This window comes from Candidatus Glomeribacter gigasporarum BEG34, assembly GCF_000227585.1.
GTDB lineage: Bacteria > Pseudomonadota > Gammaproteobacteria > Burkholderiales > Burkholderiaceae > Glomeribacter > Glomeribacter gigasporarum_B.
The window spans coordinates 421-1153 of the sequence record NZ_CAFB01000019.1 but is presented as its reverse complement, the minus strand read 5'-3'; the positions used below and the strand labels follow the sequence as shown (position 1 = coordinate 1153).

Here is a 733-nt window from a genome sequence, read left to right as displayed (position 1 = left end):
TAAGGAGAGGGGGCCAGATAAATGCCGTGATCCAGCATGGCGTGGAAAAAGGCTTTGAAGCGCGCCATATCGCAGCCGGCAACCTCACCGAGGCAGGCGGGCGGGGCGGGCGCAAAATACAGGCCGAATAATCCGCCCAGGCCATCGGCTGAGAATACAATGTCCGCGTCGCGCGCGGCCTGGACAATGCCGGAGATTAAGCGTTCGGTTTGCGCAGAGAGTTTTTCATAGAAACCGGGCGTTTGGATGCGTTTAAGCGTGTTCAAGCCGGCGGTGACGGCCACGGGATTGCCTGAGAGCGTTCCTGCCTGATACACCGAGCCAAGCGGCGCAAGATGCGCCATAATATCGCGCCGTCCGCCAAAGGCGGCGAGCGGGAAACCGCCGCCGATAATTTTCCCCAGGCAGGTCAAATCGGGCCTAATACCGTACAGAGACTGCGCGCCGCCGAGCGCGACCCGAAAACCGCTGATGACTTCATCAAAAATCAGCACGGCGCCGTATTCAGTGCACTGCGTGCGCAATGCGCGCAAAAATTCTGCTGCGCCACGCACCAGATTCATATTGCCTGCAATGGGTTCGACAATCACGGCGGCGATTTGGTCGCCAAGCTGCGCAAAAGTCTCGCCGATCTGCTCAAGATTGTTGTATTCGAGTACAGTGGTTGCGTGCGCAATCTCGTCCGGCACGCCGGCTGAGCTCGCTTGCCCGCCCGTGAGCAGTCCGGAGCCTG

The 733-nt window shown here is 59.6% G+C and carries 1 protein-coding gene; it reads right to left on the bottom strand.

The features are described from left to right. Positions 1-733, bottom strand: a 733-nt coding sequence (locus CAGGBEG34_RS09905; RefSeq protein ID WP_420885867.1) for an aminotransferase class III-fold pyridoxal phosphate-dependent enzyme, incomplete at both ends; no start/stop codon positions are given.